General features: G+C 74.5%; 18 protein-coding genes. 13 read left to right on the forward strand and 5 right to left on the reverse strand.

Annotated elements, in window-relative coordinates; genetic code table 11:
• Nucleotides 1-11 precede the first annotated feature (11 nt).
• On the forward strand, nt 12-3,188 hold the full coding sequence (locus tag QWY28_RS14365) for an ExeM/NucH family extracellular endonuclease (RefSeq protein WP_300953244.1): 3,177 nt from the start codon (nt 12-14) through the stop codon (nt 3,186-3,188).
• A gap of 89 nt (nt 3,189-3,277) precedes the next feature.
• Here the strand turns inward: QWY28_RS14365 and QWY28_RS14370 are convergent, their stop codons facing one another.
• A complete protein-coding gene (locus QWY28_RS14370) occupies nt 3,278-5,056 on the reverse strand; it encodes a glycoside hydrolase family 15 protein (RefSeq protein ID WP_300953245.1) in 1,779 nt (592 codons plus the stop codon).
• 76 nt (nt 5,057-5,132) lie between these two features.
• Between QWY28_RS14370 and QWY28_RS14375 the strand changes: the two genes are divergently transcribed.
• Both QWY28_RS14375 and QWY28_RS14380 read left to right on the forward strand, forming a co-directional pair.
• On the forward strand, nt 5,133-5,621 hold the full coding sequence (locus tag QWY28_RS14375) for a CinA family protein (protein ID WP_300953246.1): 489 nt from the start codon (nt 5,133-5,135) through the stop codon (nt 5,619-5,621).
• A gap of 32 nt (nt 5,622-5,653) precedes the next feature.
• The gene (locus QWY28_RS14380) at nt 5,654-5,974 is read left to right on the forward strand and encodes a helix-turn-helix domain-containing protein (protein WP_300953247.1); all 321 of its coding nucleotides are present in this window, start codon (nt 5,654-5,656) and stop codon (nt 5,972-5,974) included.
• Between the two features lie 25 nt (nt 5,975-5,999).
• On the opposite strand, the gene QWY28_RS14385 is transcribed toward QWY28_RS14380, so the two are convergent.
• Together QWY28_RS14385 and QWY28_RS14390 are read right to left on the reverse strand one after the other, a co-directional pair.
• Complete coding sequence (locus tag QWY28_RS14385) at nt 6,000-6,806, reverse strand: DNA-formamidopyrimidine glycosylase family protein (RefSeq protein ID WP_300953248.1); 807 nt, start codon at nt 6,804-6,806, stop codon at nt 6,000-6,002.
• On the reverse strand, nt 6,799-11,445 hold the full coding sequence (locus QWY28_RS14390) for an ATP-dependent helicase (protein ID WP_300953249.1): 4,647 nt from the start codon (nt 11,443-11,445) through the stop codon (nt 6,799-6,801). The genes QWY28_RS14385 and QWY28_RS14390 overlap by 8 nt, the downstream gene beginning before the upstream one ends.
• A gap of 67 nt (nt 11,446-11,512) precedes the next feature.
• On the opposite strand from QWY28_RS14390, the gene QWY28_RS14395 reads away from it, so the two are divergent.
• The 6 genes from QWY28_RS14395 to QWY28_RS14420 all read left to right on the forward strand — a co-directional run bounded on the left by QWY28_RS14395 (nt 11,513) and on the right by QWY28_RS14420 (nt 17,919).
• A complete protein-coding gene (locus tag QWY28_RS14395; protein ID WP_300953250.1) occupies nt 11,513-11,743 on the forward strand; it encodes a hypothetical protein in 231 nt (76 codons plus the stop codon).
• Between the two features lie 58 nt (nt 11,744-11,801).
• Entirely contained in the window at nt 11,802-14,036 is a 2,235-nt protein-coding gene (locus QWY28_RS14400) for a glycoside hydrolase family 3 C-terminal domain-containing protein (protein WP_300953251.1), read from the forward strand.
• A 232-nt stretch (nt 14,037-14,268) separates the two neighbouring features.
• Entirely contained in the window at nt 14,269-15,312 is a 1,044-nt protein-coding gene (locus QWY28_RS14405; RefSeq protein ID WP_300953252.1) for an alcohol dehydrogenase catalytic domain-containing protein, read from the forward strand.
• A 10-nt stretch (nt 15,313-15,322) separates the two neighbouring features.
• Nucleotides 15,323-16,273 carry an ABC transporter ATP-binding protein gene (locus QWY28_RS14410; protein ID WP_439117255.1) on the forward strand — a complete coding sequence of 317 codons (951 nt, stop codon included), beginning with the start codon at nt 15,323-15,325 and terminating at the stop codon, nt 16,271-16,273.
• The gene (locus QWY28_RS14415; RefSeq protein ID WP_300953253.1) at nt 16,274-17,116 is read left to right on the forward strand and encodes an ABC transporter permease; all 843 of its coding nucleotides are present in this window, start codon (nt 16,274-16,276) and stop codon (nt 17,114-17,116) included.
• Nucleotides 17,113-17,919 carry an ABC transporter permease gene (locus tag QWY28_RS14420; protein ID WP_300953254.1) on the forward strand — a complete coding sequence of 269 codons (807 nt, stop codon included), beginning with the start codon at nt 17,113-17,115 and terminating at the stop codon, nt 17,917-17,919. The genes QWY28_RS14415 and QWY28_RS14420 overlap by 4 nt, the downstream gene beginning before the upstream one ends.
• A gap of 153 nt (nt 17,920-18,072) precedes the next feature.
• On the opposite strand, the gene QWY28_RS14425 is transcribed toward QWY28_RS14420, so the two are convergent.
• Nucleotides 18,073-18,570, reverse strand: a complete 498-nt coding sequence (locus QWY28_RS14425; RefSeq protein WP_300953256.1) for a GNAT family N-acetyltransferase — start codon at nt 18,568-18,570, stop codon at nt 18,073-18,075.
• A 70-nt stretch (nt 18,571-18,640) separates the two neighbouring features.
• Between QWY28_RS14425 and QWY28_RS14430 the strand changes: the two genes are divergently transcribed.
• The 4 genes from QWY28_RS14430 to QWY28_RS14445 are packed head-to-tail and all read left to right on the forward strand — an operon-like array spanning nt 18,641 to nt 21,381.
• Nucleotides 18,641-19,225: a DinB family protein gene (locus QWY28_RS14430; RefSeq protein WP_300953257.1), complete on the forward strand. Its 585-nt coding sequence runs from the start codon at nt 18,641-18,643 to the stop codon at nt 19,223-19,225.
• Nucleotides 19,226-19,285: 60 nt separating this feature from the next.
• Nucleotides 19,286-19,480: a DUF3046 domain-containing protein gene (locus tag QWY28_RS14435; protein WP_300953258.1), complete on the forward strand. Its 195-nt coding sequence runs from the start codon at nt 19,286-19,288 to the stop codon at nt 19,478-19,480.
• A gap of 54 nt (nt 19,481-19,534) precedes the next feature.
• On the forward strand, nt 19,535-20,326 hold the full coding sequence (locus QWY28_RS14440) for an S-methyl-5'-thioadenosine phosphorylase (protein WP_300953259.1): 792 nt from the start codon (nt 19,535-19,537) through the stop codon (nt 20,324-20,326).
• Nucleotides 20,326-21,381 (forward strand): NAD-dependent epimerase/dehydratase family protein, encoded by a 1,056-nt coding sequence (locus tag QWY28_RS14445; protein ID WP_300953260.1) that lies wholly within the window; start codon nt 20,326-20,328, stop codon nt 21,379-21,381. The genes QWY28_RS14440 and QWY28_RS14445 overlap by 1 nt, the downstream gene beginning before the upstream one ends.
• A 93-nt stretch (nt 21,382-21,474) precedes the next feature.
• Here QWY28_RS14445 and QWY28_RS14450 read toward each other — a convergent pair whose 3' ends face one another.
• Entirely contained in the window at nt 21,475-22,851 is a 1,377-nt protein-coding gene (locus QWY28_RS14450; protein WP_300953261.1) for a hypothetical protein, read from the reverse strand.
• Nucleotides 22,852-22,870 lie beyond the last annotated feature (19 nt).

Below are 22,870 nucleotides of genomic sequence, written 5' to 3' on the forward strand. Positions count from 1 at the left end.
GAGGTCTCGTCATGCCCTCATCCGGGCGTTCCCCCCGCAGGCTCCTCGCCTCGCTCTCCGGTCTCGCCGTCGCCGCGACCGGTCTCTCCCTCGCGCCGCTGCCCGCCCACGCCGTCAGCCCGAACCTCGTCATCAGCGAGGTGTACGGCGGCGGCGGCAACGCGGGCGCCACCTACACCCACGACTTCATCGAGATCCACAACCCGACCAGCTCCGACGTGTCGGTCGACGGCTGGTCCGTGCAGTACAGGTCGTCGGGGGGCACGTCACCCGGTGCCGTCACGACGCTCTCGGGCACCGTGCCGGCTGGCGGCAACTACCTCGTCCAGCAGGCGAAGGGCAGCGGCGGGACGCAGCCGCTGCCGCCGCCGGACGCCACTGGCGACATCGCGATGTCAGGCAGCGCCTTCACCGTTTGGCTTTCCAACGGCACCACAGCTCTGAACCCCACGCCGGGTTCGGTCACCGCTGTCCCGGGCATCGTCGACCTCGTCGGCGTCAACAGCAACACCTTCGAGACCACGAAGGCGGCGGGCACCGCGAATGCCACCTCGGCCTCACGGACAGCTCCCGACGCGGACAACAACGCCGCCGAGTTCACCGTGGGTGCGCCGTCGCCCGAGAACAGCGGCACCGCCGCCCCGGTCGCCCTCGAGGGCACCGCCCCGGGCCCGCAGACCGCGACGGTCGGCGTCTACACCGACCGGCCGCAGCTGAAGGCCACCGGCGGCGAGGCGCCGTACACCTGGACGGCGTCCGGCCTCCCCGCCGGCCTGACCATCGCTCCCGACGGGACGGTGTCGGGCACGCCGACGACGCCCGGCACCTCGTCGGTGACCGCGACGGTCACCGACGGCACCGGCGCGACGGACACCGTCGACTTCACCTACACGGTCCAGCCGGCCCCGGCGCCGACCACGATCGCCGAGATCCAGGGACCGGGGGGTGCCTCGCCGGTCGCCGGCGGTGTCGCCCGCACCCGGGGCGTGGTCACCGCGGTCTACCCGACGGGTGGGCTCAACGGCTTCTACCTGCAGACCGGCGGCACCGGCGGCACGGCCCCCGACACGACGGCGGGCTCCGACGGCATCTTCGTGTACGGCGGCCCGTCCGGCTTCGCGACGTACCCCGAGGTCGGTGACTCGGTCGAGGTGACCGGCCGCGTCGCGGAGTTCCAGCAGACCGTCTCGGGACAGACCTCGAGCCTGACGCAGCTCACGAACGCCTCGTTCGTCGAGCTGGAGGCGGCGCTCGCGCCGGTGGCCCCGCGGACCACCGCGTGGTACACCAGCGACGCCGAGCGCGAGGCGCACGAGGGCGAGCTCCTCGTGCTCACCGACGAGCTGACCGTCACGAACAGCTACGCGACGTGGCAGTACGGCGAGATCGGCCTGGCCACCGGAGGCCGGCCGCTCGTCCAGCCGACCGAGGTCGAGGACGCCCAGACCGGCGACGTCCAGGGCGTCGCTGCCGACAACGCCAGGCGCGCGCTCACCCTCGACGACGGCAAGTCGCTGAACTTCGGCGGCGCGGCCAGCGGGGAGCCGATGTCGTGGCTGGACGCCGACCACAGCGTCCGCGTGGGCGCCGCGGCGACGCTCGCGGGCGCGGTCGTCCTCGACCACCGCAACGGCCTCTACAAGGTGCAGCCGACCGCTCCGGTCCAGGGCCGGGGCACCGACGTCGCGCAGTTCGAGGACACGCGGGCCGAGAACGCCACGCCGGCCGACGTGGGCGGCGACAACCGCCTGGCGACGTTCAACGTCCTCAACTACTTCCCGACGACGGGCGAGGAGTTCGTCGCGGGCGGTGGCTCGTGCAGCTACTACCAGGACCGCACCGGCGAGCCGGTGACGACGGACTCCTGCAACCCGAACGGTCCTCGCGGGGCCGCCGACGTCGAGGACTTCGAGCGGCAGGAGGCCAAGATCGTCACCGCCATCAACGGCCTCGGCGCCAGCATCGTGTCGCTGGAGGAGATCGAGAACTCCGTCCGGCTCGGCAAGGACCGCGACTTCGCGGTGCGGACCCTCGTTGCGGCGCTCAACGAGCGCGCCGGCGCCGGCACGTGGGACTACGTCCCGTCGCCTCCCGCGACGGAGCTCCCCGCTCCCTCGCAGGAGGACGTCATCCGCACGGCGTTCATCTACCGGCCCGCCAAGGTCGAGCCGGTCGGGGCGTCCGACGTCCTCCTCGACGAGGTGAACTTCGACAACGCCCGCGAGCCGCTGGCGCAGGCGTTCAAGGCCGTGGGCGCGGCAGACTCCGAGGCCTTCGGCGTCATCGTGAACCACTTCAAGTCCAAGAGCTCCGGGCCCGACGACGGGACCGGCCAGGGCGCCTCCAACCAGGACCGCATCGACCAAGCCGAGGCCCTCGACGCGTTCGCGGACGACTTCGCGGCTGCCCGCGGCATCGAGGCGGTGTTCCTCACCGGCGACTTCAACGCCTACACCGAGGAGGACCCGGTGCAGGTGCTGGAGGAGAGCGGCTGGACGGCGCTCGAGTCGACCGACGACGCCGACGAGGAGTCGTACTCCTTCCAGGGCCTCTACGGTTCGCTCGACCACGTCTTCGCCAACGCTGCGGCGCAGGCGCTGGTCACCGGCGTCGACATCTGGCAGATCAACGCGAACGAGTCGGTGGCCTACCAGTACGGCCGGTACAACAGCAACGTGGTCGACCTCTACCGGCCGCACCAGTTCGGCGCCTCGGACCACAACCCGGAGATCGTCGGGCTCGACCTCGTCGACGAGCCGACGTTCCCCGGTCCGGTCGACCCGCCGACCCCGGGTCCGGTCGACCCGCCGACCCCGGGCCCGACCGACCCGCCGACCCCGGGCCCGACCGACCCGCCGACCCCGGGCCCGACCGACCCGGAGCCGACGCCGGAGCCGGTGACCCCGACGATCAAGGCCTTCTGGTTCCCGCAGGAGGTCGTGGCCGGGCGCACGCGGGTCACGCTCACCGTCAAGGTGGTCGCCGAGGGCGAGGCCGCGGACGGCTGGGTCCGGGTGTCCTTCCCGGGCAAGAAGACCAAGGTCGTCAGGCTCGAGGACGGGGTGCTCAAGGTCAAGCTGTGGAAGTTCGGCGGGGCCGGCGACAAGACGGTGACGATCACCTACAACGGTCGCGGCGACGTCGGAGCCAAGACCGTCGAGCGCGTTGTCACGGTCGTGAAGCGCTGACCGGAGGCGAGCTCTCCTGACCCGCGGCGGGGGTCGGTCCTTCGGGGCCGGCCCCCGCCGTCGTACGCAGCCGTCGTACGCAGCCGTCGTCAGCGCTGGTCGGCGTCCGCGAGCACGAGCGCGGCCTGGACGAGCGTGAGGTGGCTGAAGGCCTGCGGGAAGTTGCCGGTCATCCGGCAGGCGACCGGGTCGTACTCCTCGGCCAGCAGGCCGACGTCGTTGGTGAGCGAGACCAGGCGGTCGAAGAGCGCGTGGGCGTCGTCGAGGCGACCGGCGAGGGCGTAGGCGGAGACGAGCCAGAACGAGCAAGCGAGGAACGGGTGCTCGTCGCCGGCGAGCCCGTCGACGCCGGTCTCGGTGCGGTAGCGCAGCAGCAGCCCGTCGCGCATGAGCTCGCGCTCGACCGCCTCGATCGTGCCGAGGACGCGGGGGTCGTCCCCCGGGAGGAAGCCGACGAGGGGCAGCACGAGCAGCGAGGCGTCGACCTCGTCGGTGTCGTAGTGCTGGGTGAAGGTGCGCTTCTCCTCGTTCCAGCCGCGGGTGAGGACCTCGTGGCGCACCTCGTCGCGGATCCGGCGCCACTCCTCGACCGGGCCGCGGAGCCCGTGGACCTCGACCGCCCGCACGGCGCGGTCGAAGGCGACCCACACCATCGCCCGGGAGTGGGTGAAGTGCCGCGGCTCGCCGCGGATCTCCCAGATGCCGTGGTCGGGCTCCTGCCAGTGCTTGGCGAGGTCGTCGACCAGCGCGCGCTGCAGCGCCCACGCGTCGTCGTCGGCCCGGCCGCGGGCGGTCCGCACCCGCTCGAGCGCGTCCATGACCTCGCCGAGGACGTCGTGCTGCTGCTGCACCGCGGCGCCGTTGCCGATCCGCACCGGGAGCGAGCCGGCGTACCCCGGCAGGTGCGGCAGCTCGTGCTCCGGGAGCCGGCGGGCGCCGTCCACCGCGTACATGATCTGCAGGTCCTCGGGGTCGCCGGCGACCGAGCGCAGCAGCCACGCCCGCCACAGCATGGCCTCCTCGGTGTAGCCGGCGTCGATCAGCGAGGCGATCGTCAGCGCGGCGTCGCGCAGCCAGCAGAAGCGGTAGTCCCAGTTGCGCTCGCCGCCGAGCTCCTCGGGCAGCGATGTGGTGGGCGCGGCGACGATGCCGCCGGTCTGCTCGTGCGTCATCAGCCGCAGGGTCAACAGCGAGCGCCGCACCACGTCGGCGTGCGGGAGGTCCTCCCGGCACGACCGGGCCCACAGCTCGTCCTCGTCGATGCTGCGCGTGACCCGGTCGCCGAGGTCGTCGAGGCCGTCGAGGTCCACGTGCGAAGGCAGCCAGGTCATGGTGAACGTCAGCTCGTCGCCGGGGCGGACCTCGAACTCGTCGTTGTGGCTGTGGTCGCTGGCCCGGGGGAGCCGCGGCCCGCGGAGCACCAGCTGGTCGGGCCCGGCGATGGCGACGATGACCTCCTCGCCGTGGATGTGGTGCCGGCGGACCCACGGGTGCACCGCGCCGTAGTCGAGCCGGATGCGCCACTCGTGCCGCATCCGCACCGTGCCGCTCACGCCGGTGACGCGGCGTACGACGTCGGCCCGGCTGTCGCCGCGTGGCATCAGGTCGGTCAGCCGCACCACGCCCTGCGCCGTGGTGAACGTCGTCTCCAGGACCGCCGAGGCCCCGACGTAGCGCCGCTCGGTGCTGTAGACCCCCTCGGGGACCAGCTGCCAGTGGCCGTGCTCGGGGGTGCCGAGCAGGCCGGCCAGGCAGGCGGGGGAGTCGAAGCGGGGGAGGCAGAGCCAGTCGATGGAGCCGTCGGTGCCCACCAGGGCGGCGGTCCGGCGGTCGCCGATGAGCGCGTAGTCCTCGATCGGCAGGGCCATGGCGCGAGGCTAGCGGGGAGGGCTCGCCCCCGGGCCGCCCACCGCGCCCGACCGGGGAGGTCCTAGCATCGGGCGGGTGATCGACGTCGCCGCCCGGGTCCACCTGCTGCTGCGTGCCAGTGGGCACACGATCGCCTCGGCCGAGTCGCTGACCGGCGGCCGGCTCGCGGTGAAGCTGACCGAGACGCCGGGCGCGTCGGAGACCTTCCTCGGCGGTGTGGTCACCTACGCCACCGAGCTCAAGCACAGCCTGCTCGAGGTCTCCGAGGAGATCATCGACGAGCACGGCGTCGTCTCGCCGGAGTGCGCCCGGGCGATGGCCACCGGCATCCGCAAGCTCACCGGCGCGACGTACGGCGTCTCCACGACCGGCGTCGCCGGGCCGGGCGAGCAGGAGGGCAAGCCGGCCGGCACGGTCTTCGTCGGGCTCTCCGGCCCGGGGCTGCTCGAGGCGATCGAGCTCGAGCTCGGTGGGGACCGGGTGGCGGTGCAGGACCTCACCGTCCAGCAGGCACTGTCGGCGCTGGAGGACATGCTGGGCACGGAAGAAACCGCGATCGGGTAGCGTTGACGAACCGACCAGGAAGGGGAACCCGCATGGTGCTGTTTCGTCGGCTTCTCGGCGACGTGCTCCGCGAGCGCCGCATGCAGCGCGGGATGACCCTGCGGCAGGTCTCGGCCGAGGCTCGCGTCAGCCTCGGGTACATCTCCGAGATCGAGCGCGGCCAGAAGGAGGCCTCCTCCGAGCTGCTCGCCTCCCTGTGCAGCGCCCTGGACGTGCCCCTGAGCGACGTGCTGCGCGACGTCTCCCACGCGGTCGCCGTCGAGGAGGCCGCGCTGGCCCCCATCCCGATCACGGTCAGCAGCAAGGTCGCCGCCCGGCGCGGCGCCGGCGACGTGGTGGCCTCCGCGGCGTAGCCGTCCTGCCTGGTCGTCCCGCGGCTCAGGCCCCGGCGGTCGGCTCCGGCTGGCACGCCGGGCACCAGTACGCCGCGCGCTCGCGGCCCGCGGGCCCGGTCATCGCGACCCGGACCGGCGTGCGGCACCGGCGGCACGGCGACCTGTCCCGGCGGTAGACCCACATCCGTTCCCGCTCGCGCAGGTCGCCGGTCGTGGACTGCACGGCCCGCTCCTTGTTGAGGTCGAGCATCTGCTTGCCGCGGCGCACCAACCGCGGCAGGTTCGCGACGGCGCCGACCGGCGTGAAGGGATGGACGCCGGAGACGTAGCAGAGCTCGGCCATGTACATGTTGCCGATCCCGGCGAGGTTGCGCTGGTCGAGCAGCGCCTCGCCCACGGGCCGGTCGGGGTCCGCGTGCAGCCGCCGCAGCGCCTCGTCCTCGTCCCAGTCCGGCCCGAGCAGGTCAGGGCCGAGGTGGCCGACGACCGAGTCCTCCTCGGCGGTGGGCAGCAGCTCCACGATGCCGAGGGAGAACCCGACGGCGACGCGGTCGTCGGTGGTGAGCACGACGCGCGCCTGGTGGGCCGGGCGCTTCCACGGCTCCCCGGGCCGGTGCACGCGCCAGGCGCCCTCCATCTTCAGGTGGGTGTGCAGGGTCCACGCCCCCTGGTCACCGGAGATCCGGGTGAGCAGGTGCTTGCCGCGCGAGAGCGTGCGCACCACCGTCGAGCCCGCCAGGTCGGCCGTCGCGTGCTGGGGCACCCGGAGGTCGGTGCGCTCGAGCACGTGCCCCGAGAGCGTGCGGTCCAGCAGGCGCGCCGCGCGGTAGACGGTGTCGCCCTCAGGCACCGGCACCTCGCAGGCGCAGCCCCTTGGGCGTGGAGACGAAGCCCGCCGCGGTGAGAGCCTCGCGCAAGGGGGTGGAGCCCGAGCCGAGCAGCTGCTCGCCGTCGGCGCGCTCGACGGTCAGCCGGCCCAGCGAGCCGCGACGAGCCGCCTCTGCCAGGGCGTGGGCCGCCGGGACGAGCCGGTCCTCGTCGTCAGCCCAGGTGAGCAGGGTGCGGCCGCCGCGCTCGACGTACATCGTCAGCACGCCGTCGACCAGGACGACCATCGCGCCGGCCTTCCGCCCGGGGCGGTGACCGGCGGCGGACTTGCCGTCGCCCGCGTCGCTCTCGACGACCCGCTCGGGCCACGGCAGGGCGGCGCCGTACGGGTTGGCCGGGTCCGTCGCGGCCAGCGCCACCGCGACCGGCTTGGCGTCCGGTGCCACCTCGGAGAACGTGCGGAGCCGGTCGATCGCGCCGGAGGTGCCGAACTGCGCGGCGCCCAGCCCGTCGACGAAGTAGCCGCGGCGGCAGCGACCGGAGTCCTCGAAGACCGACAGCACCTTGTACGCCGCCGCGAACCCGCCCGGCAGCCGCTCGCTCACGACCGCGCCGCGGATGACCACCCCGTGCCGGTCCAGCAGCCGCTCGGCGGTCGCGTGCGCGCGGCGGGTGGGGTCGTCGTCGATCTCGGGAAGCACGGCCCACCGGCCCGCGGTCTCCGGCGGGCCGGTGCGCGCCGGCATCCGCCCGCGGGTGGTCTGCGACATCCGCACCCGCGGAGCGGCCCGCTTGGTCCGGTGGCTGGCCGACCCGGCGCGGACCAGCGCGCGCAGCGGGGTGAGGGTGTCGTTGCTGATCCGGCCCGCCCAGACCAGGTCCCACAGCGCCGCGGAGACCGCCGGGTCGGGTGTGCTGCCGACCGAGGCGGTGACGGTGTCGGCGAGCTGGCGGAAGAAGTAGGCGCCGCCGGGCGCGAGCGCGTCGAGGATCGCCTGGTGGAGCTCGCTGTGCTCGAACGGCTCGTGCTCGGGCAGGGTCAGGTGGGCGGAGTCGGCCAGGTGCAGCGACACCCAGCCGTCGGAGCCGGGCAGGGCGCCGTGCCCGGCCCAGAGCACCTCGCCGGAGGCGGTCAGCTCGTCGAGGTAGGACGACTCGTAGTCGCGCACGCGCGCGGAGAGCACGAGCGGCTCGAGCGCCGAGGCGGGGACCGGGCAGCCCGCGAGCTGCTCGACCACGGTGAGCACGCCGTCGACGCCCCGGGGTCCGCGGCCCGAGCCGACGTCGACGTGCTGCCAGGCGGTGAGGAACCGGCCGAGGGCGGCCGGCTCGACCGGCTCGACCTCCTTGCGCAGCCGGGCCAGGGAGCGGCGGCGCAGGCGGCGCAGCACCTCGGCGTCGCACCACTCCGAGCCCGAGCCCGAGGGGCGGAACTCGCCGTCGAGCACCCGGCCCTGGCCGGCGAGGCGCTGCAGGGTGTGCCGGACGACGGCCTGGCCGAGGCCGAGGCGGTCGGCGCACTGGTCGGTGGTGAACGGGCCGTGGGTGCGGGCGTAGCGCGAGACCAGGTCGGCCAGCGGGTCCTCCACCGGCTCGGTGAACACCGAGGGCGTCCCCGGCGGCACGGCAACGCCGAGCCCGTCGCGCAGCCGGCCGACGTCCTCGATGGCGGTCCAGCGCTCGGCGCCGGCCATCCGGACCTCGGTGACCCGCCGTGCGTCGGCGAGGACGCCCAGCCAGGCGGTCACGTCCGCGCCCGCGACGCACCGCTCGGCGACCTCGGCCGTCGAGAGCGGGCCGAGCCCACGCAGCAGGTCGGCCACGCCCTCGGCGTCGCGGGCGCGCCGGTCGGGGTGGACCCGCTGGAGCTCGGCCTCGACCTCGGCGAGCACGTCGGGGTCGAGCAGCTCGCGCAGCTCGGCTCGGCCGAGGAGCTCGGCGAGCAGGCCCTGGTCGAGGGAGAGGGCGGCCGCCCGGCGCTCGGCGATGGGCGAGTCGCCCTCGTACATGAACTGCGCGACGTACCCGAACAGCAGGCTCCGGGCGAATGGCGACGGGGCGTGGGTGGAGACGTCGACCACCCGGACCTCGCGGCGGTCGATGCTGCGCATGAGGGCGACGAGGGCCGGCAGGTCGTAGACGTCCTGGAGGCACTCGCGGACCGCCTCGAGGACGATCGGGAACGAGGGGTACTTCGAGGCGACCTCGAGCAGCGCGGCCGAGCGCTGCCGCTGCTGCCACAGCGGGGAGCGACGGCCGGGGTCGCGCCGGGGGAGCAGCAGCGCCCGGGCGGCGCACTCGCGGAACCGGGACGCGAACAGCGCCGAGCCGCCCACCTCGGTGGTGACGAGGTCCTCGACCTCCTCGGCCTCGAAGACCACCACGTCGCCGCCGGGCGGGTCGGCGTCGGTGTCGGGGATCCGGATCACGATGCCGTCGTCGGAGGCGACCGCCTGGCCGTCGACGCCGTACCGCTCGCGGAGCCGGGCGTTGATCGCCAGCGCCCAGGGCGCGTGGACGGGGATGCCGAAGGGGGAGTGGAGCACCAGCCGCCAGTCGCCCAGCTCGTCGCGGAACCGCTCGACGACCAGCGTGCGGTCGCTCGGCAGGACGTTGGTCGCCTCGAGCTGCTCGTGGAGGTAGGCGACCAGGTTGCCGGCGGCGTACGCGTCGAGGCCGCGGTCGCGCGCGACCTGCTCGGCCTTCGCCGGCGGGAGCGCCCCGAGCTCGCGGGTGAACGCCCCGATCGCCGCGCCGAGCTCGGCGGGACGGCCGGGGGCGTCGCCCTTCCAGAACGGCAGCCGCCCGGGGATGCCCGGCGCCGGCGTGACCAGCACGCGGTCGTGGGTGATGTCCTCGATCCGCCAGCTCGTCGCGCCGAGGGCGAAGATGTCGCCGACGCGGGACTCGTAGACCATCTCCTCGTCGAGCTCGCCGACCCGGCGGCCCGGCCCCTCGCCGCCGACGAGGAAGACCCCGAAGAGGCCGCGGTCGGGGATCGTGCCGCCGCTGGTGACCGCCAGCCGCTGGGCGCCGGGGCGGCCGGTGAGCGTGCCCGTGACCCGGTCCCACACGATGCGGGGGCGCAGCTCGGCGAACTCGTCGGAGGGGTAGCGCCCGGCGAGCAGGTCCAGCACGGCGTCGTACGCCGAGCGGGGCAGCTGGGCGAACGGCGCGGTCCGCCGCACGAGGTCGTAGAGCTCGTCGGCCTGCCACGGCTCCATGGCGGTGGCGGCGACGACCTGCTGGGCCAGCACGTCGAGCGGGTTGGCCGGGACCCGCAGCGACTCGATCGCGCCGCTGCGCATCCGCTCCACCGCGACGGCGGTCTGTGCGAGGTCGCCGCGGTGCTTGGGGAACAGCACGCCGCGCGACACCTCCCCGACCTGGTGACCGGCGCGGCCGACCCGCTGGAGCGCGGAGGCGACGCTGGGCGGCGACTCGATCTGGACCACGAGGTCGACCGCGCCCATGTCGATGCCGAGCTCGAGGCTGCTGGTGGCGACCACGGCGGGCAGGCGGCCGCGCTTGAGGTCGTCCTCGATGAGGGCCCGCTGGTCCTTGGAGACCGAGCCGTGGTGGGCCTTGGCGACGATCGTGGCGTAGGGGTCGTCGGCCGAGACCGGCCGGGAGGAGCCCGACTGCGCCATCACCTGAGCCGGCGGGCCGGCCGGGCCGCCGCCGGTCTGCCGCTCGAGCGCCTCGGGCGCCGGCGCCGCGCGGTCGGTCGCGATCTCGTTGAGCCGCGCGGTCAGCCGTTCGGCCAGCCGCCGGGAGTTGGCGAAGACGATGGTGGAGCGGTGCTGCTCGATGAGGTCGACCACGCGCTCCTCGACGTGCGGCCAGATCGACTGCGCGCGGGCCGGGTCCTCGGAGTCCTCGTCGTACTGCTCGGGCGCGGTCATGTCCTCGACCGGCACCACGACCTGCAGCTCCCACTCCTTCGACGACGGCGGCGCCACGATCTCCACCGGCGCCGAGCCGCCGAGGAAGCGGGCGACCTCGTCCAGCGGGCGCACGGTCGCCGACAGCCCGACCCGCTGGGCCGGGCGGTCGAGGAGCGCGTCGAGGCGCTCGAGGGTGAGCGCGAGGTGGGCACCGCGCTTGGTGCCCGCGACGGCGTGCACCTCGTCGACGATGACGGTCTGCACCCCGCGCAGCGACTCCCGCGCCTGGGAGGTGAGCATCAGGAACAGCGACTCCGGCGTCGTGATCATGATGTCGGGCGGGCTCGTCACCAGCTTGCGGCGGTCGGCCGCGGGGGTGTCGCCCGAGCGCACGCCGACCGTCACCTCGGGCACCGTGGTGCCGAGCCGGTCCGCGGTCTGGCGGATGCCGGTCAGCGGGGTGCGGAGGTTGCGCTCGACGTCGACGGCCAGCGCCTTGAGGGGGGAGACGTAGAGGACCCGGCAGCGCTTCTGCTTGTCGTCGGGCCGCGGCTCGCTCAGCAGCCGGTCCAGCGACCACAGGAACGCCGAGAGGGTCTTGCCGGAGCCGGTGGGCGCCACGACGAGGGCGTGCCGGCCCGCGCCGATCGCCGCCCACGCGCCCTGCTGCGCGGGCGTGGGCGCCGCGAAGGCCGCACCGAACCAGGTGCGGGTCGCGTCGCTGAAGCTCGCCAGCGCGTCGGTGGGGTCGGTCGGGTCGGGCACGTCGTCCATCCTCGCTCAGGGCACCGACAGTGCTGGCGGCGCTTGTGCGGACCGTTGCCCGGGTACGTGCACGGGCATGAGCGAGCACCACGACCACGACGCGGCGGACCAGTCCCGCATCGACCGCCGCGCAGAGCTCCTGCCCGAGGAGGAGACCGCGGGCAGCGCCGACCCCGAGGCCCAGGCCGAGGTGATCCTCGAGGAGTCCGACGAGCGCACGGCCGACCCCGAGGGCACCCAGGTGGAGTCGGAGCAGACCGGCCCCCGCACGTCCGAGCAGGCCAGCCACACCCCGACCGGCGCCTGAGCGGGCCCGCGCCCGCGGGCGGGCGTGACCGTCGTCGTACGCCGCCGTTGTACGTCGCGTGACGAGGCGGCTGAGGACAGTGCTGGCGACGGTGGTGGCGGTGGCGGCCGCCGGGGTGGCGACCCTGGCGCCGGTGACCAGCGGCGGGGGAGCCGCGCAGGCCGCCGCCGACCCGTGCGCGGCATGGATGGATCGCGGGAAGTCCGCCGACCAGCGCGCCCGCGCCCTGGTCCGGGCGATGGACCTGGAGCAGAAGCTCCACATGGTCACCTTCGACGACCCGCCGTGGTTCCTCTACTACGGCACCGCCGGCCACGTCGGGGCCACGCCGGAGCTGTGCATCCCCGACCTGGTGCTCAGCGACGCCGGCTCGGGCGTCGCGGGCCTGCAGGTCGCGACCACGACCTTCCCCTCGGGCGTCGCCCAGGCGTCCACCTGGGACCCCATGCTCCAGCGCAGGCTCGGCCGCGCGATCGGCGCGGAGGCGCACCGCAAGGGCATCAACGTGATGCTCGCGCCCGGCATGAACATCGCGCGGACGTCCTTCGGTGGCCGCAACTTCGAGTACTTCGGCGAGGACCCGCACCTCGCGGCCCGCACCGCCGTCTCGGTCATCGAGGGCATCCAGGACAACCCGGTCCTCGCCGACGCCAAGCACTTCGCGGTCAACAACCAGGAGACCGACCGGATGACGGTCGACGCACGGGTCGGCGAGCGGGCGCTGCGCGAGATCTACCTGCCGGCGTTCGAGGCCTCGGTCAAGGAGGCCCGGGTCGGGTCGGTCATGTGCGCCTACAACCGGGTCAACGGGCCCTACGCGTGCGAGAACGAGCCGCTGCTCACCGACGTGCTGCGTGAGGACTGGGGCTTCGACGGCTTCGTGGTCTCCGACTGGGGCGCGGTCCACTCGACCGCCCGCTCGGCGATGGCCGGGCTCGACCTGGAGATGAACGCGGTGGAGTCCCCGCTGCCCTCGACCGGGTTGTACGGCGCCGGGCAGCGGTGGTTCGGCGACGACCAGCTGCGCGCGGCGCTCGCCGCCGGTGACCTCACCCGGGCTCGGCTGGACGACATGGTCCGCAACATCGTGCGGCCGATGTTCGAGCACGGTCTCTTCGACGACCCGGTGCAGCCGGGCCCGCTGCCGTTCATCAGCGACGTCAGCACCGCCGAGCACCTCGCGCTGGCGCGACGCGTCGCCGCGGAGGGCACCGTGCTGCTCAAGAACCGGCGCGGGCTGCTGCCGCTGGACCGCTCCGGCGGCCGCACCATCGCCGTCGTCGGGTGGGCGGCCAACCCGGTCGGCGCGGCCAACGGCACCGCCGGCGGCGGCTCCTCCCACGGGTCGGGGCTCCCGCCGCGCGTGGTCTCGCCGCTGCAGGGCATCCTCGAGCAGGCCACCCGCAACGGCGACCGCGTGGTGTACGTCGAGGGCTCGACCGGCCTCGACGCCCGGCTCGCCGCGGAGGCGGCCGACGTGGTGGTCGTCGTCGCCACCGACGGCGCCACCGAGGGCTCGGACCGGCCCGACCTCGGCCTGCGCCCGAGCGTGTGCCTGACGGTCTTCTGCAGCGCGATCCCGATCGAGCAGGAGCGGATGATCGAGGCGGCCACGGCTGCGAACCCACGCACGGTCGTCGTCCTCGACGTCGGCGGTCCGGTCCGGATGCCGTGGCTGGAGGACGCCGGCGCGGTGCTCGTCCCGTGGTACGGCGGCCTCGAGCACGGCAACGCCCTGGCCGACGTGCTCTACGGCGTGCGCGAGCCCGGCGGCCGGCTGCCCCAGACGTTCCCGACCACCGAGCGGCAGGTGCCGTTCACGCGCACGCAGTACCCCGGCACCGCCGGCCGGGCGAAGTACTCAGAGGGGCTTCTCGTCGGCTACCGCTGGTTCGACGCGAAGCGGAAGCAGCCGATGTTCCCCTTCGGCTACGGCCTCGGCTACACCCGCTTCCGCTACGCCGACCTGACCGTGCGCCGCTCCGGTGCCGGGGCGGTCGTGGGCTTCCGGGTGACCAACACCGGCAGGCGCGCCGGCGCTGACGTGCCGCAGGTGTACGTCGCCGCGCCGGCCGGCCCGGGGGAGCCGCCCCGCCAGCTCCAGGGCTTCCGCAAGGTGCGCCTGGCCCCGGGGGAGTCGACCCGGGTGCGGCTGCGCCTGGACCGGCGCGCCTTCGCGCACTGGGACGTCCGGCGCGACCGCTGGGAGGTCGACCCCGGCCGGTACGGCATCCTCGTCGGTCCCCACTCGCGCGACCTGCGGCTGCGTGGCGCCGTGCGGATGGGCGGCTGATCCCCGGGCGCGGCGGCCGGTGTCCAGCGACCATCCGGCCGCTGCACACGCGGCAGGACGCGTGTGCAGCGACAACAGGGTCGCTGAAGATCCCGAGCCTGACCCGGGGCTGCGCGGCGGGTCTCCAGCGACCATCCGGCCGCTTCACACGGCGCAGGACGCGTGTGCACCGGCAACAGGGTCGCTGAACACCCCGCGGAACGCGGGGCCGGCGCTCACTAGGCTCCGGCCCATGGATGCGGTGGTGTACCGGGCGTACGGCGAGCTGCCGCAGGTCGAGGACGTGGTGGAGCCGGCCTGCCCGGCCGACGGGGTGGTGGTCGAGGTGGCCGCGACCGGGGTGTGCCGGTCGGACTGGCACGCCTGGCAGGGCCACGACCCGGTCCCGCTGCCGATGGTGCCGGGCCACGAGCTCGCCGGCACGGTCGCCGAGGTGGGCGCGGAGGTGGCGGGCTGGTCGGTCGGCGACCGGGTGACGGTGCCCTTCGTGGTGGCGTGCGGGCGGTGTGCGTGGTGCGCGGCGGGGGAGCAGCAGGTGTGCCCGGACCAGGTCCAGCCCGGGTTCACCTACCCCGGCTCGTGGGCCGAGCGGGTCGCCGTGCCGGCCGCGGACACCAACCTGGTGCGGGTGCCCGACGGGCTGGCCCTCGACGCGGCCGCGGCGCTCGGGTGTCGGTTCGCGACGTCGTACCGCGCCCTCACCGTGCACGGCGACCTCCGCCCCGGCCAGCACCTCGCGGTCCACGGCTGCGGCGGGGTGGGGCTGTCGGCGGTGATGATCGGCGTCGCCCTCGGGGCGCACGTGGTCGCCACCGACCTCGACCCGGCCGCACGCGAGGCGGCCCGGGCGCTCGGCGCGGAGGTCCTCGACCCGGCCGCGGTGCCGGTCGCCGACGTCGTGCGCGACGCCACCGGCGGAGGCGCCCACGTCTCGGTCGACGCGGTCGGCTCGCCGGCGACCGCTGCGGCCTCGGTCCGCTCGCTGCGCCGCCGCGGACGCCACGTCCAGGTGGGCCTGCTGCTCGGCGAGCACGCCGCGCCGCCGCTGCCGATGGACGTGGTCGTCGCCCAGGAGCTGGCGGTGCTGGGGTCGCACGGGATGGCGGCGCACGAGTACCCCGCGATGCTCGACCTCGTCACGGCCGGCGCGCTCGACCCCGCCACGCTCGTCACCCGGCGGATCGGGCTCGCGGAGGCGCCGGCCGCCCTGGCCGCGCTCGGCACGCCGGGCGCTGCCGGACCCGGCATCACGGTCGTCGTCCCCGGCTCGGTCTAGGGTGCGGGCCGTGGCGCCGGACACCTCGACCTCGATGATCTCCGCCCGCGGCCTGCGCAAGTCCTTCGGCGACTTCGAGGCCGTCAAGGGCATCGACGTCGACGTGCGCCGCGGCGAGGCGTTCGGCTTCCTCGGGCCGAACGGGGCTGGGAAGTCCTCCACGATGCGGATGGTCGCGGCGGTCTCGCCGGTCAGCGACGGCGAGCTGCGGATCCTCGGCATGGACCCCGCCGTCGACGGCCCCGCCATCCGCAGCCGGCTGGGGGTCTGCCCGCAGGAGGACACCCTCGACCTCGAGCTGAACGTCCGCGACAACCTCTACATCTACGGCCGCTACTTCGGGATGCCGAAGAAGGAGGTGCGCGAGCGGGTCGACGAGCTGCTGGAGTTCGTGCAGCTCACCGACAAGGCCGACGCGAAGGTCGAGGACCTCTCCGGCGGCATGAAGCGCCGGCTCACCATCGCCCGCTCGCTGGTCAACCGGCCCGACCTGCTCCTGCTCGACGAGCCGACCACCGGCCTGGACCCGCAGGCCCGGCACGTGCTGTGGGACCGGCTGTTCCGCCTCAAGCAGGCCGGCGTCACGCTCGTCATCACCACGCACTACATGGACGAGGCCGAGCAGCTGTGCGACCGCCTCGTCGTCATGGACAAGGGGCTGATCGTGGCCGAGGGCTCGCCCCTCGACCTCATCCGCGAGCACTCCACCCGCGAGGTCGCCGAGCTGCGCTTCGGGGTCGCCGCCGAGGGCGGCAGCCACGAGGCGGTCGCCGAGCAGGTCGCCGACCTCGGCGACCGGGTCGAGGTGCTGCCCGACCGGCTGCTGGTCTACAGCGCCGACGGCGAGGAGGTCGTTGCCAAGACGCTCGAGCGCGGGCTGCGCCCGGTCGCCACGCTGGTGCGTCGCTCCACGCTGGAGGACGTCTTCCTCCGGCTGACCGGCCGGACGCTGGTGGACTGAGTGGGCGCCTCGACGTCTCGCGGGACCCGTGCCGGCACGCCGGCCGACGGGCGCGGCGACCTGCCGCTGCTGGTGGGCATCGCCCGGCAGGCCGACTACTGGCGGACCGCCTACCAGCGCACCTGGCGCGGCTCGGTCGTCAGCTCGTTCCTCGCTCCGCTGTTCTACGTCGTCGCGATGGGCGTGATCCTCGGCGGCTTCATCGAGGGCGACCCCGACCAGCTCGAGGGCGCCACGTCGTACCTCGCCTTCGTCGTCCCCGGCCTCATCGCCGCCCACGCCATGCAGACGGCCGTGGGGGAGACGACGTACCCGGTGATGGGCCTGATCAAGTGGCAGAAGGTCTACGACTCGATGCTCGCCACGCCGCTGCAGGTGCCGCACCTGGTCGGCGCGACGCTGGCGTTCGTCGGGTTTCGGCTGGTCACGACGTGCGCGGTCTTCACCGCCGTGCTCGCGCCGTTCGGGGTCTACGCCTCCTGGTGGGGGCCGTTCCTCGCGTTCGGCGCCCAGGTGCTGACCGGCATGGCGTTCGCCGGCCTGGTCTACGGCTTCACCGCGCGGCTGCGCTCGGAGACGGCGTTCGGCGTGCTGTTCCGGCTCGGCGTCTTCCCGCTGTTCCTGTTCTCCGGGGCGTTCTTCCCCGTCGACAACCTCGGCGCCGTCGGGTCCTGGGTCGCTCGGCTCACGCCGCTGTGGCACGGGGTGAACCTGTCCCGGATGTTCGCCCTCGACAACGTCACCTGGTGGCTGGCCGGCGTCAACGTCGCCGTGCTGGTCGCGCTCTGCGTCCTCGGGTGGTTCTGGTCTGTCTCCGGCCTGCAGAAGCGGCTGGTCGCATGAGCGACGTCCTCGCCCCGCGCGAGCCGCTGCCGCCGCTGAGCGCCTGGCAGGCCCTGCGGTTGCTGGTGCTGCGCAACTACCTGGTCTACCGCGACGCGTGGAAGCTGTTCCTCACCGGCTTCCTCGAGCCGGTCTTCTACCTGTTCTCGATCGGCATCGGCGTCGGCCAGCTCATCGAGTCCTTCACCTTCAACGGCGAGGAGGTGCCGTACGCCGCGTTCGTCGCGCCCGCGATGCTCGCCGCGTCGGCCTTCAACGGGGCGCTGCTCGACAGCACCTACAACGTCTTCTTCAAGCTGAAGTACGACAAGCTCTACGCCCAGATCCTGGCGACGCCGCTCACGACCTCCGACATCGCGCGCGCCGAGATCGTGTGGGGCCAGCTGCGCGGCGGCAGCTACTCCGCGGCGTTCCTGCTCGTCATGCTCGCGATGGGGCTCATCGACTCGTGGTGGGCGCTGCTCGCGCTGCCGGCGGCGCTGCTCATCGGGTTCGCGTTCAGCGCGGTCTGCATGGCGCTGACGACCTGGATGAAGAGCTGGCAGGACTTCGACAAGATCACCCTCGTCCAGGTGCCGCTGTTCCTGTTCTCGGCCACGTTCTTCCCCGTGACCGCCTTCGACGGCTGGCTGCGGTGGGTCGTGGAGTGCACGCCGCTCTACCGCGGCGTCGTGCTCTGCCGCGAGCTGACCACCGGCGCGCTGTCGTGGTCCTCGGCGGTCTCCGTCGTCTACCTGGTCGTCATGGGGCTCGTCGGGCTGTACGTCGTCCGGAGGCGGCTCGACTCGCTGCTGCTGACCTGAGCCGGGCCGGGCCGGGCCGGGCCGGGCTGGTCGCTGGGCCCGCGCGTCGACAATCGCGCAATTGAACGACTGTGACGGGTTCCGGGCCGAGAAACCGGTCACAACGGCGCAATTGAACGATTGTCGACGCCCCGCCGGAGGCCCAGGCGCGCGTCAGAGCACCAGCTGCCACAGCTCGGTGTCGATCCAGCGCCCGTGCTTGAAGCCGACCTCGCGCAGCACGCCGGCCGGCTCGAAGCCGCAGCGGCGGTGCAGCGCCCGGCTGGCCGGGTTCGGCAGGGCGACGACGGCCAGCACGGTGTGCACCCCGTCGCCACGCAGCCGCGCCAGCAGGTCGTCGTAGAGCGCGCTGCCGACGCCCCGCCCGCGGGCGGCGTCGGCGAGGTGGACCGACACCTCGCGCGTGCGGGCGTAGGCGGGTCGCGGTCGGTACGCCGACGCGGCGGCGTACCCGAGCACGACGGCGTCCTCCTCCGCCACCAGCAGGTGGTCGCCCGGGCCGAGGCCGGCGAGCCGCTGCTCCCAGTACGCCGTGCCCTGCGGCTCGAGGTCGAACGTCGCGACGCCGCTGCGGACCTGGTGGTCGTAGACCTCGGCGATCGCGGGGAGGTCGGCGGCGAGGGCGGGGCGGACCAGGACGGGCGCGGACATGGCGGCATCCTGACGGACGTCGGCAGGAAGTCGGCGGCGCACCCCGGCGTCCGGGCGGGAGGATGCCGTCATGAGCAGCTTCCCCGCGGTCGAGCCGGACACCAAGGACTGGACGTGGGTGCTCGAGCGCCCCTGCGCGGACTGCGCGTACGACGCCGGGTCGGTCGACCCCGGCCGGCTCGGCGGCCTGGTCCGCACCAACGCCACGGGCTGGTCGGCCGTGCTGGGCGACCCGGCCGCGCGCGAGCGGCCGGCGGCGGGCACCTGGTCGGTGACGGAGTACGCCTGCCACGTCCGCGACGTGCACCGCGTCTTCGCCGAGCGGGTCGCGCTGGTGCTGGGCGAGGACGGCGTGCGGTTCGAGAACTGGGACCAGGACGCGACCGCCGTCGAGGACCGCTACGACCTCCAGGACCCCGCGACCGTCCGCGTCGAGCTGCTCGCCGCCGCGGAGGTCGCGGCCGCGGCGTACGACGCCGTGCCCGACGACGCGTGGGCGCGGCGAGGCGTGCGCAGCAACGGCAGCGCGTTCACGCTCGACACGCTCGCGCGCTACCACCTGCACGACCTGGTCCACCACCTGTGGGACGTGCGCGAGGCGGTCGCGCGGGCGACGGGGCCGCACGCCGCTGCACCTGCGCGTCGACGACGGTGACGGCGACGGCAGGCAGGGAGCGGTGACTGGTGGTGTTGGCCCGGCGGCGATGATGGGCCCATGCGACACACCGAGTTCTGGGCGCGGCTGGAGCGCGCGCTGGGTGCCGGCTACTACGAGGTCTGGGCAGACCAGTTCGTGATGGCCGACCTCGGCGGTCGCACCGCACGCGAGGCGCTCGACACGGGCGTGCCGCCCAAGGAGGTCTGGGCCGCCGTGTGGTCCGCGCTCGGCCTCCCCGCCAGCGAGAAGTAGCACCGGCGGGGCCTCGGGCGCGTCGGCCGGGCTCCGACCGGGCACCGTGGCGCCATGAGCACCCGCGCAGAGGTGGCCGTCATCGGCGGCACCGGCTTCTACTCCTTCCTCGACGACCCCGAGGAGGTCACCCTCGAGACGCCGTACGGCGCGCCGTCCTCGCCGCTGGCGGTCGGCACGGTCGCGGGCCGGCGGGTGGCGTTCGTGCCGCGGCACGGCGCCGACCACGCGCACCCGCCGCACGGCATCAACTACCGGGCCAACGCCTGGGCGCTCCGCTCGCTGGGCGTGCGGCAGGTGCTGGCGCCCTGCGCGGTCGGTGGTCTGCGCGGGACGGTCGCGCCGGGCGACGTGGTCGTGCCCGACCAGCTCGTCGACCGCACCCACCGGCGGGTGGGCAGCTTCGTGGAGAGCGGGGCGGTGCACCTGCCGTTCGCCGACCCCTACTGCTCGCGGCTGCGCGAGGCCGTCGTCTCGGCCGGGGAGCGGGTGCGCGACGGCGGCACCATGGTCGTCGTCGAGGGCCCCCGCTTCTCGACCCGGGCGGAGTCGCAGCACTACGCCGCCCAGGGCTGGGACCTGATCAACATGACCGGTGCCCCCGAGGCGGCGCTCGCGCGGGAGATGCGCCAGTGCTACACCGCGATCGCCCTGGTCACCGACATGGACGCCGGCGTCGAGACCGGCTCGGGCGTCGGGCAGGAGGAGGTCTTCGCGCTGTTCGAGGCCAACCTCGAGCGGCTCAAGGGACTGCTCACCGAGGTGGTCGGCGCGCTGCCGGACCCCGACGGCTGCTCCTGCAGCGCGTGGGCCGACGGCCTCGAGCTCACCTACGAGGTGCCGTGATGCGCGTCCTGCTCACCGGGTCGGCCGGGTTCATCGGCTCCGCCATCGGTCGTCGGCTCGAGGAGCGCGGCGACGAGGTCGTCCGCGTCGACGTCATGCTGCCCAACGCCCACGGCGAGGCCGACCCGCCCGACGGCACCCACCGCCTCGACGTCCGCGACGCCGCCGGCTGGACCGACCTGCTGCGCGGCACCGACGCCGTGTGCCATCAGGCCGCCCTCGTCGGCGCCGGCGTCACCGTCGCCGACCTGCCGCACTACGCGGCCCACAACGACCTCGGCACCGCCGCCCTGCTCGCGGCGATGCACGAGGCGGGCGTCGACCGGCTCGTGCTCGCGTCCTCGATGGTCGTCTACGGCGAGGGGCGCTACGCCTGCCCCGAGCACGGCGACCAGGTGCCGCCGCCGCGCAGCCGCGAGGCCCTCGACGGCGGCGACTTCGAGAACCACTGCGCCACCTGCGGCCGCCCGCTCACCTGGGAGACCGTCGACGAGGGGGCCCGCCTCGACCCGCGCAGCACGTACGCCGCCAGCAAGCTCGCCCAGGAGCACTACTCCGCCGCGTGGGTCCGGCAGGCCGGCGCGGCCGCCGTGGCGCTGCGCTACCACAACGTCTACGGGCCGGGCATGCCCCGGGACACGCCGTACTCCGGTGTCGCGGCGATGTTCCGCTCCTCCCTCGAGCGCGGCGAGGCGCCCCAGGTCTTCGAGGACGGCGGGCAGGCCCGCGACTTCGTCCACGTCGACGACGTCGCGCGCGCGAACCTCGCCGCGCTCGACGCGGTGACCGGTGCGCCGGCCGGCCACTGGGCGGCGTACAACGTCTGCTCCGGCGAGCCCGTCACCATCCTCGACGTGGCGCGCCTCGTCGCCACCGGCACGGGCGAGGCCGGCGGCGCGACGATCGAGCCGGAGGTGACGGGCGGCTACCGGCTCGGCGACGTCCGGCACGTCGTCGCCTCGCCCGAGCGCGCCCGCGCCGAGCTCGGCTTCGCCGCCCAGGTCCGTCCCGGCGTCGGGCTGCCGGCCTTCGCAACGGCGCCGCTGCGGGCGTAACCGGGGTGCAGGAGTCCCCGGTTCACCGGGGACTCCTGCACTTCTCAGGGGAGATCCGCGCCGAGGAGTGCGGGACTCCCCTGACACGTGGGCTCACCAGCTCGTGTACAGCAGGTGCTGCACGACCAGTGCGAAGAGCGCCTGCAGCCCCAGCCCCCAGCGCCGCCACCGCTCCGGCAGCAGCGCGGTGGTGAGCACGAGCCACGGCACGAACGGCAGCCAGATCCGCTCGACCTCGGCCTTGCTCATCCGCGACAGGTCGGCCACGGCGACCGCGAGCGCCGCGGCGCCGGCGAGGAGCACGACGACCCGCTCGCGGCGGAACGCCGACCGGCCCAGCATCGCCAGGCCGGCGCCGAGCAGGGGACCGGTGCACACGAGCAGCGCGGCCAGGTTGCCCCACATCCAGTACGCCGCCGGGCGGTCGGCCGCGATGCCCTCCCAGTACCGGTCGTGGAGCACCGGGTAGGCCTCCCACCACGCGAACCCGCCCGCCGCGAAGCCGAGCACGACCACCAGCGCCGCCGCGCCCGCCACCGGCAGCGGCCACCACGAGCGGGCCAGCAGCAGCACCGCCAGCGCGAGCGGACCGAGCAGGCCCAGGCCGTAGGAGAGCATCACGCAGCACCCGAGCAGCAGCCCGGCCAGCACGGACCACGCGACACCGGTCCGCACCGAGGAGCGCCAGCGGGTGGCACCGAGCGCCAGGCACAGCAGGCCGGCGGCCGCGACCGCGCCGAAGAGCGCGTCGGCCGAGACCGCCATGAAGACCGCGGCCGGGGCCAGCACCAGGAACGGCGCCGCCCGTCGCGCGGCGGCCTCCGCGCCGAGCACCCGGACCGTGGCCAGCACCAGGGGAGCGGTGGCCGCGGCGAGCACGACGACGACCAGCGCGGCGGCCAGGTCGCCGCCGAGCCCGATCCGCACCAGCCCGACGAAGAACAGCAGCGCCAGCGGCGGGTGACCGGCGACATGGGTGGGCCAGTTGTCCGGCGCCGCGGAGTAGGGGATCCGGTCGACGTAGGTGCGCAGGAGCTCCCCGACGTCCTCGACCTCGCGGGCGGTCGGGAGGTACTCCACGTCGCTGCCGAGCACGCGGGTCAGCCCCGACTCGCCGTCCACGAGGGCGAGGGCGAGCATCCACGCCAGCGCGGCGACGTACGCCGCGGCCAGGAGGCGCCGCCACGGCAACCGGGTCGCCAGGCCGGCGGCGTACCTCCACCCGAGCAGCGCGAGCAGGACCGCCGGCAGGGTGCCGGGCCCGAACCACGTCGGCTCCCAGAGCCCGTGCAGCGGGGGGATCGCGCGGTCCGACATGGACCGCGGTGCACGCGGCCACACCTCCCAGTCCGCGAAGTGGGGTACTGCGAAGGCAGCGGCGACCAGCGCCACGGCCACGAGCAGTCCCAGGCCGGCACGGCGGTCCGCGGTCGCAGGCGCGGGCACGGGCTCGGGCAGGGGCTCGGGCATGGTGCCGACCTTACGGAGG

Source organism: Nocardioides oceani, from assembly GCF_030412965.1.
In the GTDB taxonomy this organism is placed as follows: Bacteria; Actinomycetota; Actinomycetes; order Propionibacteriales; family Nocardioidaceae; genus Nocardioides; species Nocardioides oceani.